Annotated in this window: 13 protein-coding genes; 5 read left to right on the forward strand and 8 right to left on the reverse strand. The window is 59.4% G+C overall.

Annotation, left to right across the window (positions count from 1 at the left end; translation table 11 throughout):
- Positions 1-56: 56 nt before the first annotated feature.
- From ACM1ZW_RS12780 to ACM1ZW_RS12800, 5 genes are all read right to left on the reverse strand, one after another.
- The gene (locus ACM1ZW_RS12780; protein ID WP_416740658.1) at positions 57-2,867 is read right to left on the reverse strand and encodes an FAD-binding and (Fe-S)-binding domain-containing protein; all 2,811 of its coding nucleotides are present in this window, start codon (positions 2,865-2,867) and stop codon (positions 57-59) included.
- A complete protein-coding gene (locus ACM1ZW_RS12785; protein WP_416740659.1) occupies positions 2,864-3,535 on the reverse strand; it encodes a LutC/YkgG family protein in 672 nt (223 codons plus the stop codon). The genes ACM1ZW_RS12780 and ACM1ZW_RS12785 overlap by 4 nt, the downstream gene beginning before the upstream one ends.
- Positions 3,532-4,989: a LutB/LldF family L-lactate oxidation iron-sulfur protein gene (locus ACM1ZW_RS12790; RefSeq protein WP_017336452.1), complete on the reverse strand. Its 1,458-nt coding sequence runs from the start codon at positions 4,987-4,989 to the stop codon at positions 3,532-3,534. Before ACM1ZW_RS12790 ends, ACM1ZW_RS12785 begins: the two co-directional genes overlap by 4 nt.
- Positions 4,986-5,810 carry a (Fe-S)-binding protein gene (locus tag ACM1ZW_RS12795; RefSeq protein ID WP_017336453.1) on the reverse strand — a complete coding sequence of 275 codons (825 nt, stop codon included), beginning with the start codon at positions 5,808-5,810 and terminating at the stop codon, positions 4,986-4,988. The genes ACM1ZW_RS12790 and ACM1ZW_RS12795 overlap by 4 nt, the downstream gene beginning before the upstream one ends.
- 151 nt (positions 5,811-5,961) lie before the next feature.
- A complete protein-coding gene (locus ACM1ZW_RS12800; RefSeq protein ID WP_017336454.1) occupies positions 5,962-7,656 on the reverse strand; it encodes a lactate permease LctP family transporter in 1,695 nt (564 codons plus the stop codon).
- 261 nt (positions 7,657-7,917) lie between these two features.
- Between ACM1ZW_RS12800 and ACM1ZW_RS12805 the strand changes: the two genes are divergently transcribed.
- Positions 7,918-8,685 (forward strand): GntR family transcriptional regulator, encoded by a 768-nt coding sequence (locus ACM1ZW_RS12805; RefSeq protein WP_416740660.1) that lies wholly within the window; start codon positions 7,918-7,920, stop codon positions 8,683-8,685.
- A gap of 150 nt (positions 8,686-8,835) precedes the next feature.
- Here the strand turns inward: ACM1ZW_RS12805 and smpB are convergent, their stop codons facing one another.
- Positions 8,836-9,318: an SsrA-binding protein SmpB gene (smpB, locus tag ACM1ZW_RS12810; RefSeq protein WP_008029800.1), complete on the reverse strand. Its 483-nt coding sequence runs from the start codon at positions 9,316-9,318 to the stop codon at positions 8,836-8,838.
- Positions 9,319-9,436: 118 nt separating this feature from the next.
- Here smpB and ACM1ZW_RS12815 point away from each other — a divergent pair, with 118 nt between their 5' ends.
- Genes ACM1ZW_RS12815 through ACM1ZW_RS12825 form a run of 3 tightly spaced genes read left to right on the forward strand, consistent with a single transcriptional unit; the run spans position 9,437 to position 11,589 of the window.
- Entirely contained in the window at positions 9,437-10,840 is a 1,404-nt protein-coding gene (locus ACM1ZW_RS12815) for a sodium-dependent transporter (RefSeq protein WP_017336456.1), read from the forward strand.
- Between the two features lie 7 nt (positions 10,841-10,847).
- Entirely contained in the window at positions 10,848-11,282 is a 435-nt protein-coding gene (locus tag ACM1ZW_RS12820; protein WP_017336457.1) for a type II toxin-antitoxin system RatA family toxin, read from the forward strand.
- Positions 11,275-11,589, forward strand: a complete 315-nt coding sequence (locus ACM1ZW_RS12825; RefSeq protein WP_414879337.1) for an RnfH family protein — start codon at positions 11,275-11,277, stop codon at positions 11,587-11,589. The genes ACM1ZW_RS12820 and ACM1ZW_RS12825 overlap by 8 nt, the downstream gene beginning before the upstream one ends.
- Positions 11,590-11,649: 60 nt before the next feature.
- Here the strand turns inward: ACM1ZW_RS12825 and ACM1ZW_RS12830 are convergent, their stop codons facing one another.
- A complete protein-coding gene (locus ACM1ZW_RS12830; protein WP_017336459.1) occupies positions 11,650-12,177 on the reverse strand; it encodes an outer membrane protein assembly factor BamE in 528 nt (175 codons plus the stop codon).
- Between the two features lie 97 nt (positions 12,178-12,274).
- Between ACM1ZW_RS12830 and fur the strand changes: the two genes are divergently transcribed.
- On the forward strand, positions 12,275-12,679 hold the full coding sequence (gene fur / locus ACM1ZW_RS12835) for a ferric iron uptake transcriptional regulator (protein WP_003197684.1): 405 nt from the start codon (positions 12,275-12,277) through the stop codon (positions 12,677-12,679).
- Positions 12,680-12,754: 75 nt separating this feature from the next.
- On the opposite strand, the gene recN is transcribed toward fur, so the two are convergent.
- Entirely contained in the window at positions 12,755-14,428 is a 1,674-nt protein-coding gene (gene recN / locus ACM1ZW_RS12840; RefSeq protein ID WP_017336460.1) for a DNA repair protein RecN, read from the reverse strand.
- Between the last annotated feature and the right edge of the window lie 192 nt (positions 14,429-14,620).

Consider the following 14,620-nt stretch of genomic DNA (forward strand, 5'->3'; position numbering starts at 1 on the left):
GCAATGGCCGGGCTTAACCAGTGGACTACGACCGTGCGTCAGGGTTCTATTTTTCTTCAGAGGGCCCTCGCCCTAGTGACTCGGTCCACCAGATAGACCAGCCCGTGGTAGTCAATTCCCCCGTGTTGCGTCAGACCGATCTCACAGGTGCGGCTGGTGGAAATCCCTTCGCTGCACTGTTGCACCGCATCCTTGAGCGTGCGCAGTGAATGGGCGTTCAGCTCCGGCGTGGTAAAGCCCTTGTCGCCGGCAAATCCACAGCAGTGAATGCCCTCGGGAATGACCACGTTCTTGCTGCATTTACGCGCCAGATCAATCAGCGCCTGGCTCTCTCCCAAGTGTTGAGTGCTGCACGTGACGTGCACGGCGATGGGCGCTTCCTGTGGCGTGAATTCAAGCCGGTCCATCAAATGCGTACGGATGAAACGCACCGGATCGTACAGGTCCAGTCGAACATCACCCAAGTCCTGAACCAGGCGCAGCGTGCAAGGGCTGGTGTCGCAGTAGATCGGGTCGAGCCCGCCACGGCTGGCGTGCAGCAACGCGCCGATCAGTTCCTGGCGTTTGTGTTCGGCTTGCTCGGCGTAACCCTTGGAGGCGAACGGCTGACCGCAGCAGAGGCTGTCCTGATTGTCCGGAAAGACGACCTGGTAACCGGCTTTTTCCAGCAGGCCACGGGTTTTGTCGTACAGCGACATTTGTTCTTTATCACCCGCCGCAGGCCCCATCACCCGCGAGACGCAAGCGGCCAGGTACACCACTCGCGGACGCGCATCCGTCACGGTCGGGCTGAAGCGAATGGCCTTTTCCGGCTGCGGCATGGCGTTGGTCCATTGCGGGACCTGACCTTTGGACAGCTTCGTCAACGTCGCCGAAAGTTTCGCCAGGCGTGGCGCCCCCAGCAGCATCCGCGCACCGTTAGCCACATGCAGGGTGAAACGCGCGCCTTGCAACGCGGTGGCGAAATTGCCTTCAAGCCAATTAGCAGTTTTCGTATGCGTTGCGTTACGGCTGCGGAGCTTTTTCACCAGCTCGCCGGTGTTGATTCCTACAGGACAACGCTGGGCGCACAAACCGGTGGCGGCGCAGGTGTCGATGCCCTGGTATTCATAAGCGGCTTCGAGTTCAGTGGTGTCCACGCCGGCGCGTTTTTTGGCCTGAATGTCCCGCCAGATCACGATGCGCTGGCGCGGGCTCAGGGTCAGGCCCTTCGACGGGCAAACCGGTTCGCAGAAACCGCACTCGATGCACTTGTCCACAATCTCGTCGGCGGCCGGCAGCGGTTTCAGGTTTTTCAGGTGGATCTGCGGATCGTCGCTGAGCACTACGTCGGGATTGAGAATGCCATTCGGGTCGAGCAGGCGCTTGAGCTGCCACATCAACTGGTAGGCATCGCTACCCCATTCCAGTTCGACGAAGGGCGCCATATTGCGGCCGGTGCCGTGCTCGGCCTTCAGCGAACCGCCGAATTCCACGGCGACCAATTGCGCGACGTCATCCATGAACGCCTGATAGCGTGCGACTTCTTCCGGGTTGTTGAAGCCCTGGGTGAAGACAAAGTGCAGATTGCCTTCCAGGGCGTGTCCGAAAAGAATCGCTTCGTCGTAGTGATGTTTGTCGAACAGCTCGATCAGACGGTTTACGCCGATGGCCAGTTGTTCCACCGGGAAGGTCACGTCTTCGATGATCACCGTGGTGCCGGTTTTGCGCACCGCACCGACGGCGGGAAAGGTGTCCTTGCGAATCGCCCACAGACGAGCGTTTTCGACGGGGTCTTCGGTGAAGTCGACCTGCTTCTCCACCGGGAATGAGGCCAGCGACGCCATGATTTGCGTCAGTTGCTCGTGCAGCAAAGTGGACGACGCGGCGCGGGATTCGATCAGCAGGGCGCAGGCATTGTTCGACAGGTGCTGTACGAAAGCCGGCATGCCGGGTTTGTTCTGCACCGATCGCAGACTGCGGCGGTCCAGCAGTTCCACGGCTGACACCGGTTGGCTTTTCAGCACAGTCACGGCATTGCAGCAGGTTTCCACATCCGGGAACACGATCAGCGCCGAGGCCTTGTTCGGGTGGTCGATCACGGTGTCGTAAGTCACGGCGCTGATGAACCCGAGGGTGCCTTCGGAACCCACCAGCAAGTGGCTCAAGATATCCACAGGCTCGTCGAAATCCACCAGGGCGTTGAGTGACAGGCCGGTGGTATTTTTCAGGCGATATTTGTGGCGGATTTTTGCGGCCAATTCGGAGTTGGCGCGGGTCTCGCGGCCCAGCGCCGCCAGACGATCAAGCAGTGCTGCGTGGCTCTGGCGAAATGCCGCGAGACTCGCCGCATCTTCGGTATCGAGGCGGCTGCCGTCGGCGAGCACCAGGCGAATACCGGCCAGCGTGTGATAGGTGTTTTGCGCCGTGCCGCAGCACATGCCGCTGGCATTGTTGGCGACAATGCCACCGATTTTGCAGGCATTGATCGACGCCGGGTCCGGGCCGATCTTGCGTCCGAACGGTGCCAGCCAGGCATTGGCCTGCGCGCCGATCACGCCCGGTTGCAGGCGGATTTGCGTGCCCTGGCCGCGGATCTCCCGACCGTTCCAGTTATCCCCCAGCACGATCAGCACTGAATCGCTGATGGCCTGGCCGGACAGGCTGGTGCCGGCGGCGCGGAAGGTCACCGGGACTCGATCCCGTTGCGCCAGTCCGAGCAGCGCCACCACTTCGTCTTCGGATTCGACACGGATCACCAGTTTCGGAATCAACCGGTAGAAACTGGCGTCGGTGCCGAAGGCCAATGTCGACAGTGGATCGTCGAAACGTCGGTCTTCAGGGATGAGTTTCTGTGCATCTCGCAGGAAAGCTGCCGGTAGACTCATTGGTCCTCCAGGATCAAAACCACCAGGTCTTTCGGACCGTGAGCGCCGTAGGCCAGGACTTGCTCGATGTCGGCGGTCTTCGACGGGCCGGAGACCAGCAGTGCGTTGGTCGGCATGCCTTGCGCCCAGTTGAATTCCTGCTGCACCTGATAGAAGTTGTCGCGGATTTCACTGGCCTTGAGCAGGGCAAAATGCACCGGCGGCACCAGGCTCATCAAGCGCGGTTCTTCGCGTGTCGGCCAGACAATCAGACTGCCTGTGGCCGCGATTGCACCGAGGGTTCCGGTCAGGCTGGCGGGCGTGTCGTTGAACAGCTCGGCTTTCCATTCTTCGACCGGACGGTCGTAGGACTTGAGCGTTGGTAGCCCCGGATTTTTCTCCCAGTGCTGAGCGATACGTTGACCGTGAGGCGTCGTCGGTGCGATCAGCAGGCTCGGCAATTGGCGATCTCGAAGCAATTGTGCGAGCAGGGCGGGCCAGCCTTCGACGGAGGTCAGATGGATTTCCGTGTGGACCGCTTCCATCAGTTTGCGCAATTGCGGAATACGTTGCTCGGGCGCGTAGGTGTAGGGCGCTGTCACCAGTTCGACGTCGAATTCGTCCGGCACGGGCGTGGTGCCGGTCAGACTATTGCGTAACTTGGCGAGGATATTCTGTTTGGCGCTCATCGGCGGTCTCCCTGTTTGGCCAGATGCTCGCGGGCCATGTCGTGCAGTGAGCGGGCAGCGGGTTTCGGGGCGCTGTGGTTTTGCGTCCACGGGCCAACGTTGCTCGGTGCGAGGGCGCGCAGTCGTGTAGCGAAAAAGCCGAACAGCCGGTACAGCGTCGGCGAGCTGTTGAGCTTTGCCCAGGCATTCCAGATAAAGCGTTCCTTGCGCGAATATTTGCTGCCCTGGCCGCGCATGACTTGATGCGGACTGTCCGGGGCTTTGACGTTCTCTTCCCGTAGGCGACGCAGCAAAGCGGGGATAGGAATTTTTACCGGGCACACTTCACCGCAAGCACCGCACAACGACGATGCGCTCGGATGGTCCGGGACATTCGCCAGACCGACCATGTGCGGGGTGATGATTTTTCCGATAGGCCCAGGGTAAACCTCCCCATAGGCGTGGCCGCCGATTCGAGTGTAGACCGGGCAATGATTCATACAGGCGCCGCAGCGAATGCAGTTCAGGGTCTGGCGCAATTCACTGTCGGCAAAGGCCTGGCTGCGACCGTTGTCCAGCAGCACCAGATGCACTTCCTGCGGGCCGTCGAGTTCATGGGCCTTGCGCGGGCCGGAGATCATGTTGACGTAGGTGGTGATGGGCTGGCCGAGCGCTGAGCGGGTCAGCAGCGACAACAGGGGCACCACGTCGCGCAGGTTTTCCACGACTTTTTCGATGCCGGTGACAGCGATGTGCACCGGCGGCACCGTAGTCGTCATGCGCCCGTTGCCTTCGTTTTCCACCAGCAGCAGAGTGCCGGTTTCGGCCACGGCGAAGTTGACGCCGGAGACGCCGATGTCCGCTTCGAAGAATTTCTGTCGCAAGACTTTGCGACCGATCTGAATGAGTTGGTCAACGTCCTTGGTGTACTCCACGCCAAGTTTGTCGTGGAACAAGGACGCGACCTGACCGGCATTCTTGTGGATCGCCGGCATAATAATGTGTGAAGGCTTCTCGTGGTCGAGCTGGACGATGTACTCGCCCATGTCCGATTCCAGGCATTCAATGCCCCGATCAGCGAGGAAATGGTTCATTTCCATTTCTTCGCTGACCATCGATTTGCCCTTGATCACTTGCCGCCCCTCGTGAGCGCGGATGATCGAGAGGACGATGCCATTGGCTTCGTCCACCGTTTCCGCCCAGTGCACTGTCACACCGTTGCGGGTCAGGTTCCGTTCAAGTTGCTCGAGCAGGTCGGGCAACTTCGATAACGCACGGGCGCGGACCGCATTGCCCAGTGCTCGCAAATGTTCTCTTTCGTGGGCATCGCTGAAGGACGCTGCCCGTTTTGTCATCAGTGAATCCATCGCAGTGCGAAAGTTGTTTCGCAACTGCTTGTCACCCAGCGCGGTGTGAGCGCGGGTGCGGAAATCTTCTTCTACGGCAACCGTAGGAATAATCGCGGAAGCGTTCATTGGCCGCCTCCGGTTCGCTGCCAGAGGAAGCTGGCCAGATGCTGACCGCGTAACGCTTCCTTCTGTTTCTCCAGCGAGCCGTTGATGTTCATCAGGCAACCGCAGTCGGCACTGAGTACCTTGTGCGCCCCGGATTCCTTCAACGACCGGGTCTTGTCAGCCACCATCGCGCCGGAAATGTCCGGCATACGGACGCTGAAAGTCCCACCAAAGCCACAGCATTCACTTTCATGGCTATGGTCGACACGTTCCACATTGCCCAGCTGCGCCAACAACTCGCGGCCGTGCAAGTGGGTGTTCATCTCACGACGTGCCGAGCACGAGGTGTGCAGCGCCACTTTTACCGGTTCGCCACTGTCCTTGAGCTGCACCTTGCAGACGAACAACAGAAACTCGGCCAACTCGTAAGTCCGGGCTGCCAGGGCCTGAACCTGTTTCAGTGTTTGCGGCTCGTCCTTGAACAAGTCGGCGTAGTGTTCGCGCAACATGCCGGCACACGATCCCGACGGCACTACCACTGGATAATCGCCAGCGAACAGCGCCAATTGCGAGCGTGCAACGGCCCGGGCCTGGTCGGTGTAACCAGAGGTGTAGGCCGGTTGCCCGCAACAGCTTTGCCCCTGCGGGTACTCGACACGGATGCCTTCGCGTTCCAACAGGTGAATCGCGTCCATTCCGGCTTCCGGGTAGAACAAATCCACCACGCAGGTCCCGAACAGGTAGACCCGTGACGGTTTTTCGCCGGGGTATTGCCGAGGCTCGGGCAGTGGCGGGGCGACGCGTGTTGCGTTCGGCACGGCGTTGTAAAAAAGCTCGCTCATCAGGCGTGTCTCCGGGTGGGCCCGGTTATCCGTCCGCTGAGGCTGCTGAATATAGTGAGTGATGCTTTCAGCAGCCTTACAGACCGGGTTGTGAATAGCTGACGCCGGAATCGTGGTCCGGCGTCGGTTTTTGCGTTTTTTCTCGTAGTACTTAGTGCACCAGCATGCCGGTGAACCAGTAGGCCTGAGCCAACGTGATCAAGCCGACGATTGTTGCAAAGAACAGACTGTGCTTGAGGGTGAAGCGGAACAGATCCGACTCCTTGCCCACCAGCCCGGTCGCGGCGCAGGCCACGGCGATCGATTGTGGCGAGATCATCTTGCCGGTGACGCCGCCGCTGGTGTTTGCCGCGACCAGCAAGGTGTCGTTGACGCCGATCTGGTGTGCGGTAGTCGCCTGCAACGAACTGAACAGCGCGTTGGACGAGGTATCGGAACCGGTGAGGAACACGCCCAGCCAGCCGAGGAACGGCGAGAAGAACGGGAACGCCGCGCCGGTGCCTGCCAGTACCAGTGCCATTGTCGAGGACATGCCCGAGTAGTTGGTGACGAAAGCAAACGCCAGCACCATACCGATGGACAGAATCGGCCAGCGCAGCTCGTAGAACGTCTCTCTAAAAGTGGTCAGACCAGTTTTGAGATTGATTTTCAGCACCAGCATCGAGATCAGCGCGGAGAAGAAAATCGCCGTGCCGGTCGCGGAAATCGGATCAAGTTTGAACACGGCCGGAATGGCGGTTGGCGCGGTCACGATCGGGGCGACCTTGATCACCATTTGATCGAGGTGCGGGATCGCGAAGTTGAACACCCAGCCGTACATCGAACCGCCAGCGGCAAACATCGCCTTGAACGGCTTCAGGGTCCAGATGGTGACCAGTACGGTGAGGATCAGGAACGGCGACCAGGCCTTGAAAATTTCACCCAGGCTGTAAGGCGAAGCCACGGTTGTGCGCGGCTGGCCGAAACCGCCGGCGCTGGCAGTCACAACGGAGGCCGAGACCGCGCCTGCGATGTGTTGGCCTGCAGCGCGTTTTGGCTGCCAGACTTTCAGGAACAGCGTCAGGGAGATCAGGCTGGCCAGGGCCGAGGTGATGTCCGGCAACTCAGGGCCGATGAAGTTTGACGTGAAGTATTGGGTGATGGCAAAGCTCAAGCCGGCCACCAGCGCTGCCGGCCAGGTTTCCCGCACGCCGCGCAGGCCATCCATCATGAACACCAGCCAGAACGGCACGAACAGCGACAGCAGCGGCAATTGGCGGCCGGTCATGGCGCCGATCTTGAACGCATCGATACCAGTCACTTGCCCGGCGACGATGATTGGAATCCCCAGGGCACCAAACGCCACCGGCGCGGTGTTGGCGATCAGGCACAGGCCTGCGGCGTACAGCGGATTGAAGCCCAGTCCTACAAGCAGTGCGGCAGTAATCGCTACCGGTGCGCCGAAACCGGCTGCACCTTCAAGGAACGCACCGAAGCAGAAACCGATCAGCAGCACCTGCAAGCGCTGGTCGTCGGTGATCGACAGGACGGAGCTGCGAATCACCTCGAACTGACCGCTCTTGACCGTCAGCTTGTAGAGGAAAACCGCTGCCACGATGATCCACGCAATCGGCCACAAGCCGTAGGCGAAGCCATACCCGGCGGCGGCGAATGCCATGTCGACCGGCATCTGGAAAGCGAAAATGGCCACGGCGATGGACAAGGCCAGCGTGATGCTGCCCGCCACGTGCCCTTTGAGCCGGAACACGGCCAACGCCAGAAAGAAAAACACGATGGGAATGACGGCCGCGAGCGCGGAAAAGCCGAGGCTGCCGAGCGGGGTATAGAGCTGTTGCCAGGTTTGCATATGGGGTGGCCCCTAATTGTTGTTGGTCATGCACTGTCAGCGTTCTTGGTTAATTGGTAATACCAATTTACAATCGCTGTTCGCTAGGGTAAAAGCCTTGTAGGCGGTGTGTCAATTTGCCGCCCTAAAACTTTTGTCGAACACGCGCTGTGGTTTCCGAGTGATGCGCTCGAACAAATGCCGTCGGGTGGGTGCTGGCATAGCGCCGATAGGCCAGAATAGAGAGCCCGGCGAGCCGTCGGGATCGCGGAGATTTGAGTTATGGGGTTTGATCAAATTCGTCAGCGCCGTTTGTCTGACGATATTGTCGAGCGGCTCGAGGGGATGATCCTCGAGGGCACGCTGAAGGCAGGTGAGCGCTTGCCGGCAGAACGCGCGCTGGCCGAGCAGTTCGGTGTGTCACGCCCTTCGTTGCGCGAAGCGATTCAGAAGCTGGCGGCCAAGGGCTTGCTGGTCAGTCGCCAGGGTGGCGGAAATTATGTGGTGGAATCACTGGGCACGACGTTCAGTGATCCACTTCTTCATCTGCTGGAAAGCAACCCCGAAGCCCAGCGTGATTTGCTGGAGTTTCGCCACACCCTGGAAGCGTCCTGCGCCTATTACGCAGCGCTGCGCGCCACGGATGTCGACCGCGAGCGACTGACCGCGGCCTTTAATGAATTGCAGGATTGCTACACGCGCCACGATGAAGTGAGCCGGGCGGAAGAGGGCGCGGCGGATGCGAAATTTCACCTGGCGATTGCCGAGGCCAGTCACAACGCAGTGTTGCTCCACACGATTCGTGGACTGTTCGATTTGCTCAAGCGCAACGTGGTGACCAACATCGGTGGTATGTACAAACAGCGCACTGAAACCCGCGACATGCTGATCGCGCAGCACCGCGAGTTGTACGTGGCGATTATCGAAGGAAGGGCGGAACAGGCGCGGGAAGTTTCCAGTCGACACATTTTGTATGTGCAGGAAGTACTGGAAGAGGTGCGTCAGGAAGTGCAGCGCATGGCCCGGGCGGAGCGGCGCAAGGGAATGTAGAGAGCGTCTGTGGCGAGGGAGCTTGCTCCCGCTGGGGCGCGAAGCGGCCCTCAAACCAGTCAATACAAGATTGTATTTACCGGTTTGCGACTGCTTCGCAGCCGAGCGGGAGCAAGCTCCCTCGCCACAAAATGCGCCGGGGTCGGAGAGCTACTCTTCCTTGCCCTTGTTGCGCACCGCACGCTGCAACTCGCGACCGGCGTCGCGTTCGCGTTCGGTATCACGCTTGTCGTATTCCTTCTTGCCCTTGCCCAGCGCGATCTCGCACTTGACCATGTGCTTGCTCCAGTACCAGGACAGGCACACGCAGGCGTAACCCTTTTGCTGCACGGCGGCGGCCAGCTTTTCCAGCTCGCGGCGGTTGAGCAACAATTTTCGGGTGCGCGTCGGATCAGCGATGACGTGGGTGCTGGCGGTCGTCAGGGGCGTAATGTGGCTGCCGAGCAGCCAGGCTTCGCCATCCTTGAGCAGTACATAACTGTCAACCAGCTGTAGCTTGCTTGCCCGCAGACTTTTTACTTCCCAGCCGGCCAGGACCAGACCAGCCTCGAACCGATGTTCGATGAAGTAATCGTGTCGCGCCTTTTTATTTTGCGCGATGGTCCCTGTTGGGTGTTTCTTCTGTTTAGCCATAGGGGCGGCATTATAGGGAGTTGCAAGCGAGTCGGCTACGGTGACGCAGCGTGCTTGAGCAGGTTGATTGAATCCCGGACAATGCGCCCTCTTTTTTCAATGCTTGGACGTGGTAACGATGTCGACAGACAAGGTTTCTGTCCACGGCAGTTGGGCTAGCCGTTGGGTCTTCATACTCGCCGCGACCGGTTCGGCCGTGGGCCTGGGTAGCATCTGGAAGTTCCCGTACATGGTCGGGGTCTACGGCGGCGGTGCATTTGTGTTGATGTTCCTCGCCTGTATCGCACTGATCGGCGTGCCGGTCATGCTGGCGGAAACCCTGATCGGCCGGCGCGCCCGGCAAAGTCCGGCCAACGCCTTGAAGGTGCTGGCGCTGGAGGCGGGGCATTCGGGCAAGTGGTCCTGGGGCGCGTTCGCCGGGATGATCACGGCGCTGTTGATCCTGTCTTTCTATAGCGTCGTCGGCGGCTGGTCGCTGGATTACATCATCGACATGGGGCGCGGCGATTTTCAGGGGGCAGCGCCTGATCAGGTTGGCGCTTACTTTGGCAAAGTGATCGCCGATCCATGGCGACTGACACTTTGGCACACGATTTTTATGCTGCTGTCAGCCATTGTGATTGCCAAAGGCGTCGTCGCCGGGCTTGAGCGCAGCCTGCGCATCATGATGCCGTTGCTCTTTGTAATGATTCTGGTGTTGCTGGGCTACAGCATGACCACCGGCCATTTCATGGAGGGCGTGCATTTCATGTTCGACTTCCAACCGGAAAAAGTCCTCGACGGTTTACTGCCCGCCATGGGGCATGCGTTCTTCTCCCTGAGCGTGGGCGTGGGTTCGATCATGATCTACGGCGCTTACATGCCAAAGGATTCGTCGATTTCAGGCACTGTCGTCGGAGTAGCGCTGCTCGATACCTTTGTTTCTCTCGTGGCCGGCCTGGCGTTGTTTCCAATAGTGTTTGCTGCCGGCCTGAATCCGAGTGAAGGCCCTGGCCTGATGTTCGTGAGCCTGCCATTTGCCTTTGGTAACATAGCCTTTGGCCAGTTGATGGGCGTAGTGTTCTTCGTGCTGGTAGCGATTGCGGCCTGGAGTTCGGCGATTTCGTTGCTGGAGCCGATGGTGGCTTACCTGGTTGAGCGTACTAAAGTCAGTCGCGCCTGGGTGACGTTCTGGCTGGCGTTCACGTGCTGGTTCGTCGGTCTGGGCACGGTGTTTTCCTTCAATATCTGGAAGCAAGCCAAATTTTTCGTGAACGAAGGCGGGATGTTCCATCTCTATCAATGGGGTGCGACCGGCGGCCTGGATTTCTTTGGTGTGATCGATTTCTTTACCTCGCGGATCATGCTGCCTCTCGGTGGTTTGTGTTTCGTGGTGTTTGCGGGTTGGGTGATGGGGCGTGAAGCGGTGCGCGACGAGTTGTCGATCCGCAGTCCCAGGCTGTTCACTCTGGCCCTGTTTTTGATGCGCTATGTAGCGCCCATCGGCATTCTCGTAGTGTTTGCCGCCCAGCTGTGGAAGTGACGCTGACATGACGACACACATTCAACGTTCGGCCCTGCTGCCGTATCCGGCGCAAGCGCTGTATGACCTGGTCAATGACGTGGCGCGTTACCCGGAGTTTCTGCCGTGGTGCTCGTCGGCCGAAGTCCTGGAAAGCTCTGAGGAGCATATGCGCGCGAGTGTAGGTGTGGCCAAGGGTGGACTCAGCCAGCATTTCGTGACGCGCAACACACTGGTGCACGGGCAATCGATCGAAATGAATCTCGAGGAAGGGCCCTTCACTCAGTTGCACGGCATCTGGGTGTTCAAGGCATTGACCGACAAGGCCTGCAAGATCAGCCTGGACCTTTCGTTCGACTACGCCGGGCCGATTGTCCGCGCAACGCTGGGGCCCTTGTTCAATCAGGCGGCCAATACGCTGGTGGATGCGTTCTGCCAGCGCGCCAAGCAAATGCATGGTTGAGGCCGTGATCGAGGTTGAGGTGGTGTATGCCGCCGTTGATCGTCAAGTGCTTCTGAGTGTGACAGTGCCAGCGGGGGCGACGGTGCGCGCGGCTTTGCTGGCGTCGGGAGTGGATCGCGAGTTCCCTGAGCTGGACCTGGCTGAATGCCCGGTGGGGATCTTCGGCAAGGTGGTCGCGGATCCCGATACTCGTCAGCTTCAGGCGGGGGATCGCATCGAGATTTATCGGCCGCTGCTGGCTGATCCGAAAGAGGTTCGCCGGCTTCGCGCCGCCAAGGCTGCCGAGGCGAAAGCACGGAATCAGTGATGCGCCAAACGCCAGGCAATAAAAAACCCGGACATTCCGGGTTTTTTATTGCGTCGCAAATTATTGCGGCGAGGTGTCCAGCGGTTCTGGCGTCGGGACAGGAACGGTTTCTACGCCGTCCACGTCCTTCTGGATCTGATCCAGCAACGAACCCGGCTTGACCGGTTTTTCCGGTTTCGGCTTCTCGGCGTTTTCTGCAGGTGCGGTCACGTTAGTGCCACTGTCCTTGCCGAGAATGGCTTCGTCCCGGCTCACGCCTGGCATGAAATCGCCAGAGAGGCTGACAAGTTGGTCATTTGGGTTGAAGATAACGCTGATGCGTTCCTGTTGGCGTTCACCGCCACCCGGTTGCAGGCTGTACAGATAATCCCAGCGATCGGCATGGAACGTGTCGGTCAGCAGAGGGTTGCCCATGATAAACCGTACTTGCCGACGGGTCATTCCCGGGCGTAACTGGTCTATCATGTCCTGCGTGACGACATTGCCCTGCTGGATGTCGATTTTGTAAACCCCGGGGAATGAACAACCGGCGAGTGCGAGCAGTCCCACAAAGGTGAAACTGGTTAGCAAGAGCTTGGTGTTTTGCATCGGTGGGCGACTTCCACTATCTTGGCTGGGACAACGTAAACGCCGATCATACCCGCATTAAGAGAAGCTGCGAAGCAGCATCGCGAGAAAGCTGACCATGGTTGAAAATAGCGAACTACGCAAAGCCGGCCTCAAAGTGACCCTGCCACGGGTCAAGATTCTTCAAATGCTCGATTCCGCCGAGCAACGCCACATGAGTGCCGAGGATGTTTACAAGGCGCTGATGGAGGCTGGTGAGGACGTCGGTCTGGCCACGGTTTACCGTGTACTGACCCAGTTCGAGGCAGCTGGCCTTGTGGTGCGGCACAACTTCGACGGAGGCCATGCGGTCTTCGAGCTGGACGACGGCAAGCATCACGACCATATGGTCAACGTCGAGACCAGTGAAGTGATCGAATTCTTCGACGAAGAAATCGAGCGTCTGCAGAAAGCCATTGTCGACAAGTATGGCTTTGAGATGGTTGATCACAATCTTGTGCTGTACGTGCGCAAGAAAAAGTAAGCATGTCGCGCGAACTTCAGGTTCGTGAAACGAGCGAAGGCGACCCCAGGGTCGCCTTCGTGCTTTCTGCCGTTCCTAGATTTTTGCGGTAACGACCATTTTTTTCGCGTGTGCCAAAGATTCCTTGGTCAGGTCGATACCCCCCAGCATCCGGGCGACTTCTTCGACACGATCATTCTTGCTGAGCTTGGAGACGGCCGTGTGGGTCGCATCCTCGCCACGGACCTTGTGCACAAATAGATGCTGATGTCCCTGTGCCGCCACTTGTGGCAAGTGAGTCACCGTCAACACCTGCCCGCGCTCGCCAAGACGACGCAACAGTTGGCCGACAATCTCAGCGGTCGGTCCGCCGATACCCACGTCCACTTCGTCGAATACGAGGGTTGGTACGCGTGAAGTCTGCGCGGTGATCACCTGAATCGCGAGGCTGATCCGCGATAGCTCACCGCCCGAGGCTACTTTTGCCAGGGCTTTCAAGGGCTGGCCGGGGTTGGCACTGACCAGCAGTTCTACCTGTTCGAGCCCGTTAGGCAGCAACTCGTCGCTGCTGTTGGGCCGCAGCTCGATGGTGAAGCGACCGCCAGGCATGCCCAGTCGCTGGATTTCCTGCTCCACGGCGCTGGCCAGGCTGCTTGAGGCCTGGTGGCGCAAATCGCTCAATTCCCGCGCCTTCTCCTGATAGTGGCGGGCATAGGACGCCAGCTCGTCACTCAGTCGTTCGATGGATTCGTCGTTCGCATTCAACGTTTCGATTTCATCCAGCAATCGCTGCTGCATCTCGGCCACCTCGGTGGGCTGGATGCGGTGTTTGCGGGCCATGGTGTAGATCGCATCGAGGCGTTCTTCCAGGTATTGCAGGCGCGCCGGATCGGCATCGAAGTTATCGAGGAAGCGGTTCAGCTCGCCCACGGCTTCTTCAACCTGGATCTGCGCACTGGTCAGCAGGCTGCTGGCTTCGCCCAGCGCGCCAATCGAGTTGTTCACGCTCGACAGGCGATTAAGGCTGGCGGTCAGGGCGTTCAGGACATTGCCGGAATCACTTTCGCTGCATTGCTCGACCACTTGTCGGCAGATGCCCAGCAAGGTCTCGGCATTGGTCAGGTTTTTGTGTTCCTGCTCCAACTGCTCCAGTTCGCTTTCGCCGAGGCCAAGGTTTTCCAGTTCTTCGAGTTGATAGCTCAGCAATTGATGGCGGGCGCGCTGCTCATCACCGGAGTTGGACAGGCGTTCCAGTTCCTGGCGCGTCTGGCGCCAGCGCTGGGCGGCGAGCTGAACCTGGCGGGCAAGGTCGGTGGCGCCGGCGTACTCGTCGAGCAGGCGGCGGTGAGTGTCGGTCTTGAGCAGGGATTGGTGTTCGTGCTGGCTGTGGATATCAATCAGTAGCTCGCCCAGGGACTTGAGATCCCCGAGGGGGCAGGGCGTGCCATTGATATAGCCGCGCGAGCGTCCTTCGGCGGTGATCACCCGGCGAAGGATGCACGGGCCATCGCTTTCGAGGTCGCGCTCGGCCAGCCAGGCACTGGCTTCCGGAATGTCGACCAGGTCGAAGGTGGCCAGGATGTCGGCCTTGTCGGCGCCGGGGCGGACGACGCCACTGTCGGCGCGATCACCGAGGGTCAGGCCGAGGGCGTCGAGCATGATCGACTTGCCGGCGCCGGTTTCCCCTGTGATCACGCTCATCCCGCGATCGAGTTCGAGATCGAGATGTTCGACGATGGCGTAGTTGTGTACGGACAGGTGCACCAGCATAAAGGCCGCTCCCAGGCTTTAGGTCTGGTTATTTATACAGTGTTTTATTTGCGCCTGACAATGCCCTCGCTTAGCTTGATTTGCTTGATCCGACGAAATCGTCAGTGCATCGAGGAATGACAATGCAGCTGTTTTTTGTAGGGTTAATCACAGCAAACCCCTTGAAGCTGATTTTTGCGGCCCCATATAGCT

The sequence above is a fragment of the Pseudomonas sp. NFX71 genome (assembly GCF_048079215.1).
In the GTDB taxonomy this organism is placed as follows: domain Bacteria; phylum Pseudomonadota; class Gammaproteobacteria; order Pseudomonadales; family Pseudomonadaceae; genus Aquipseudomonas; species Aquipseudomonas fluorescens_B.